General features: G+C 42.2%; 5 protein-coding genes. All 5 read left to right on the forward strand.

The annotated features are described in order from the left end of the window. Positions 1-592 (forward strand): efflux RND transporter permease subunit (locus tag ACWVCM_RS04570; protein WP_455200535.1); only part of this gene is annotated, 592 nt, incomplete at its 5' end. 10 nt (positions 593-602) lie between these two features. Continuing rightward, on the forward strand, positions 603-1331 hold the full coding sequence (locus tag ACWVCM_RS04575) for a potassium channel family protein (RefSeq protein WP_455200536.1): 729 nt from the start codon (positions 603-605) through the stop codon (positions 1329-1331). Between the two features lie 196 nt (positions 1332-1527). Then, a complete protein-coding gene (locus ACWVCM_RS04580; protein ID WP_455200537.1) occupies positions 1528-2151 on the forward strand; it encodes a paraquat-inducible protein A in 624 nt (207 codons plus the stop codon). Then, complete coding sequence (locus ACWVCM_RS04585) at positions 2120-2767, forward strand: paraquat-inducible protein A (protein WP_455200538.1); 648 nt, start codon at positions 2120-2122, stop codon at positions 2765-2767. Before ACWVCM_RS04580 ends, ACWVCM_RS04585 begins: the two co-directional genes overlap by 32 nt. Before the next feature lie 2 nt (positions 2768-2769). After that, the coding region (locus tag ACWVCM_RS04590; protein WP_455200539.1) for an MlaD family protein at positions 2770-4587 on the forward strand (1818 nt) is incomplete at its 3' end.

Below are 4587 nucleotides of genomic sequence, written 5' to 3' on the forward strand. Positions count from 1 at the left end.
ATGGGATGCAAATACTATAAAAGTTAAAGACAGCGATAAAATACCGCTAAAAGGTATGCCCGGCTACTACATGGCCTGGGGTGGTGAAGCAGAAGACTCTGCACGAGCGCAGACCTCTATCGCCAACTATGTTCCCATTTTCTTTGGCTTAATGATTCTAATGGTCATTATTTTATTTAATTCTATTCGAAAAACGCTGGTAATCTGGTTAACGGTACCCATGGCGATTATTGGAGTTACCGTAGGCTTACTAACATTTGACCAACCCTTTAGTTTTATGGCTTTATTAGGTTTAATGAGTCTGGCGGGCATGCTAATTAAAAACGCTATAGTACTCATAGACCAGATAGACGCAGAACTAAAATCCGGCAAAGACCCATTTCAAGCAATAGTTGATTCTGGTGTGAGTCGTTTAATACCTGTTGCCATGGCTGCAGCTACAACCATACTAGGCATGGTACCATTGTTGACGGATGCGTTTTTTGTGTCCATGGCGGTAACGATAATGTTTGGACTTGGGTTCGCTACAGTACTGACTTTAATATTTGTTCCGGTGCTTTACGCTATTTTCTTCCGTATTAAACATGCGTAATTGATTCGCTATGCCACAACAACATCAGCAAACCTGGTTTCATAGCCTGACGCATGAACACCGCTTTGCACTTTTATTCTTTTCCCTGATTCTGTTTTTCCTCGGCTCGCCACTGATAACCATCATCCTGGGTGAAGAAAAATCGCTTTGGTCAGATGCAATTATTGCAGCGCTATATATGGTTTTCATGCTAACGGCGATATTTACCGTGAGCAAAGCAAAAATTTCAAAAATCATCGGTGTTGCATTTGCAATCCCCGTCGCCATTATGTCTGTCGGGCAAATAATTACAGAAACCGCTGTGACAGATATTATTTTTCAGGTTTTAGCAATTTGCTATCTGTGCTATGCCATTGTACTGATCATGAAATATATTTTTGATCAGCAAAGAGTAGATGCCAATAAAATTTTTGCGGCATTATGTGTCTACCTGTTAATTAGTTTATTGTGGGCACTGCTTTACTCCATGATCGAAGTCATTCAACCAGGATCATTTATCTATGCGCTGGCGGAAGCACAAGATCCACTAAAGTTAAAATTTGGCTATGGCGATACAGCATCATCACTGTATTATAGCCTGGTGACGATGACCACCTTAGGTTATGGCGATATTGCGCCCACTAATGCAGTCGCCCGCATGTTTGCCTCCACCCAGGCGGTAATTGGACAACTCTATATTGCAGTATTGATCGCCCGGTTAGTAGGATTACACGCCTCTCAAAACACGCAAAATAATTAGGAAATCAGCTTATTATCCTGGACAATTGAAATTTTAAAGCTTGTCCTTCCCTGTTCAATTCGGCTATAAATTAATAATTCTTGCAATAAGAAACTATTATTTATACAAATTTGTCCCTTTTATTCATATAATATTGAAAATAAGTAATAATAGTGACTACCTACTTTTTCTGGTTTTTCCGTTAGGATTGCCACAAATGCATCAACACATCACTGCATGCCATGAATGTGACTTAATCGTTGAAGTGCCAGCGCTACCGGTCAACGCCAATGCGTTATGCCCTCGCTGTGGTTACAAACTCGCAAGAAATAAAAAAGACAGCATTTCCAGAACTTTTGCCCTTAGCCTCACCGCTCTAATTCTTTTTTTACCGGCCATGACTTTACCCATGCTGTCTCTTAATCTTGTCGGGCAAGAAATTATCGGTACGGTATTTTCCAGCATTAAGGTTTTATATAACGACAAATATTATTTAGTAGCATTCTTATCTTTATTGTGTGCCGTGGTAGTGCCCCTGATTAGCATAATAGTTATGCTTTTTATCACCGCCGGGTATCGCAACGCTTTCTTACGCGATACTGTTAAAAGTTCGCTGAAATTTTATAGTCATTTGCAGCCCTGGAGCATGATTGATGTTTATATGGTGGGCATTATCACCTCCATCTATAAACTGGTCTCCATGGCTGACATAAAATTTGGCATTGGCTTATTATGTTTTACTGGTCTGTTCCTGGCTGTTCTAACTGCCAACCTGACTTTCAACACAGAAGAGATCTGGGAATACCTTGATGAGCATAACGACGGGCATGAACATGAGTGAAGCCATGGCCATTGATCAACACCTCGTGCTTTGTGATACCTGCCACAAGCTGCAGTCTATAAGGGACGTTGACACCCAACATGAATCGCATTGCGTACGCTGCGGTGACCCCCTGCATTATCGCAAGCCAAACAGCATCACCAACGCCTGGGCTTTGTTATTTACCGGAATTATTTGCTTAGTACCCGCACAACTGTGGCCAATGATGAAGATCGGTGTGTTGGGCAACACCAGCAGTGACTCCATCATGTCCGGGGTTATCACTCTGATGCAAATGGGCAGTTATCTGGTCGCTATTGTGGTATTCATTGCCAGTGTGTTTGTACCGATAACAAAAGCACTGGTGTTAATGCTTATCTTACTATCAGTACAGTTTCGTTGGAAAATTAACAATAAACAACGCTTGATCATGTACCGGTTTCTGGAATGGATTGGCCGTTGGTCAATGCTGGATATTTTCGTCGTCGCCATCATGGCAGCTCTGGTCAAAATTACCGGACTGGCAGAAATATCAGCAGGTGCCGGCGCCACTGCGTTTGCCCTGGCGGTGGTATTTACAATGTTTGCTGCTAACACTTTTGACACTCGTCTGATTTGGGATTCTGCAAGGAACTGATTATGACCGACGAAATTATCATTCCCGAAGACCAAAAACGACGACCCCAAACAGCCATAGTGAGAAAACGCTCGCGACTCAATCCAATCTGGATATTACCGATAATTGCCGCTGTGCTTGGTGGCTGGCTGATTTATAAAAGCTTCGTCAATGCGCCTATCAATGTCACTATAGAATTTGAAAGCGCAGATGGTATAGAGATTGGCAAAACTAAAGTATCCTATAAAGGCGTGCAATTCGGCACTGTTGAAGACATTCATATGAACAAAGATATGAATGGAGTCATAGTGGTGGCCCAGTTAGACAAAGAAGCAAAGCCACTGTTGAAAGAAGGCACGGTATTCTGGTTAGTATCACCCCAGGTATCGGTATCTGGTGTGTCCGGATTGGAAACTATCATTAGTGGTAAATATATTAAACTCCGACCAGGTAGCGGAAAATACAAAACTAACTTCGTTGCCCTCAAGATACCACCCAAACTTCCCAAGACCGCACCTGGTTTACATTTTCAGCTGGTATCTGATGAACTTGGCTCTATTAAAGATGGCACAATTATTTACTACCACAAAATTCCCGTGGGCGAAATTTTAAATTATGAATTAAGCAATGATGGTAAACGAGTTGCGCTAAATGCGCACGTAAAAGAACAATTTGCACATCTCGTCAGGAAAAATACTCGTTTCTGGAATGCTTCGGGTATCGACATTAGCGGCAGCCTGTCAGGATTCAAAGTTAGAACTCAATCTTTTTTGTCCATGTTATCGGGTGGTATTGCTTTCGATACGCCTGAAAATGAAGAAGATGACCTGCCTGCTGTTAATAATGACAATTTTAAGCTCTATAAAGACTATGATGAAGCCCAAACCGGCATCATGGCGGAAATTCATTTCAAACAAGGCCGTGGCCTGGTACCTAATAAAACTAAGGTTATGTTTGAAGGCGCCGAAGTGGGTATTGTAAAAGACGTCAAATTTAAAGTGGAAAACAACCAGTTCAAAGGCGCTATAGCACATGTAATGTTCACTCCTCGCGCAGAAAGGGGCCTGGTTGACAACACAAGATTCTGGCTCGTGAAACCGGAAATATCCTTAAGCGGCGTTAAGGGTATCGAAACATTGCTATCAGGGTCTTATATTGATACGCAAGTCCAGGATTTATCCAAGGGCAAACCTACACGAACTTTTATCGCACTGGACGGCCCTCCCAGTATGGATCCGCTAGCTCCCGGCCTGCATTTTAAATTGACTGCCAGCAATCTGGGTTCAGTCGGAAAAGGTACTGCGATCTATTATAAAAAAATCCCTGTTGGAAAAGTACATGATTACCAGCTTTCTAAATCAAGCGACGAAGTCATTATATCTGCACATATCGAAGAACAATATGCACATCTAGTTAAGTCTAACAGTGTGTTTTATAACGTTAGTGGTATAAGTATCACCGGCGGCCTGGATGGCATTGAACTCCGCACTGAATCCCTGGCCTCTATTATGGCGGGTGGTATTGCGTTTTATACACCCTTGACAAGCAAAACTTCGCGTAAAGCCAGCCGCGGCTCAAGCTTCTTTTTATACGATGATTTCGAATCTGCCATCGAGTCCGGATTATTAATAAAAATCACGTTTGCTACGGCAAATGGTATTAAGCCTGATTCAACAGTAATCAAATACAAGGGACTCACCATTGGTAAAATAAAAGACGTAAAACTAAATGATGACCTTAAAAGTGTTACAGTCACTGCCTTACTGGATAAAGCTGCCGCAAAATTTGCCAGGGCCAATACACGCTTCTGGATTGTGCGCGCCAGGTTCGGATTGTCAGAA

This window comes from Kaarinaea lacus (assembly GCF_975902315.1).

Excerpts from the sequence above, each read along its gene's own strand:
- ACWVCM_RS04575 (WP_455200536.1), top strand. The coding sequence starts at position 603 with ATGCCACAACAACATCAGCAAACCTGGTTTCATAGCCTGACGCATGAA.
- ACWVCM_RS04580 (WP_455200537.1), top strand. The coding sequence starts at position 1,528 with ATGCATCAACACATCACTGCATGCCATGAATGTGACTTAATCGTTGAA.
- ACWVCM_RS04585 (WP_455200538.1), top strand. The coding sequence starts at position 2,120 with ATGAGCATAACGACGGGCATGAACATGAGTGAAGCCATGGCCATTGAT.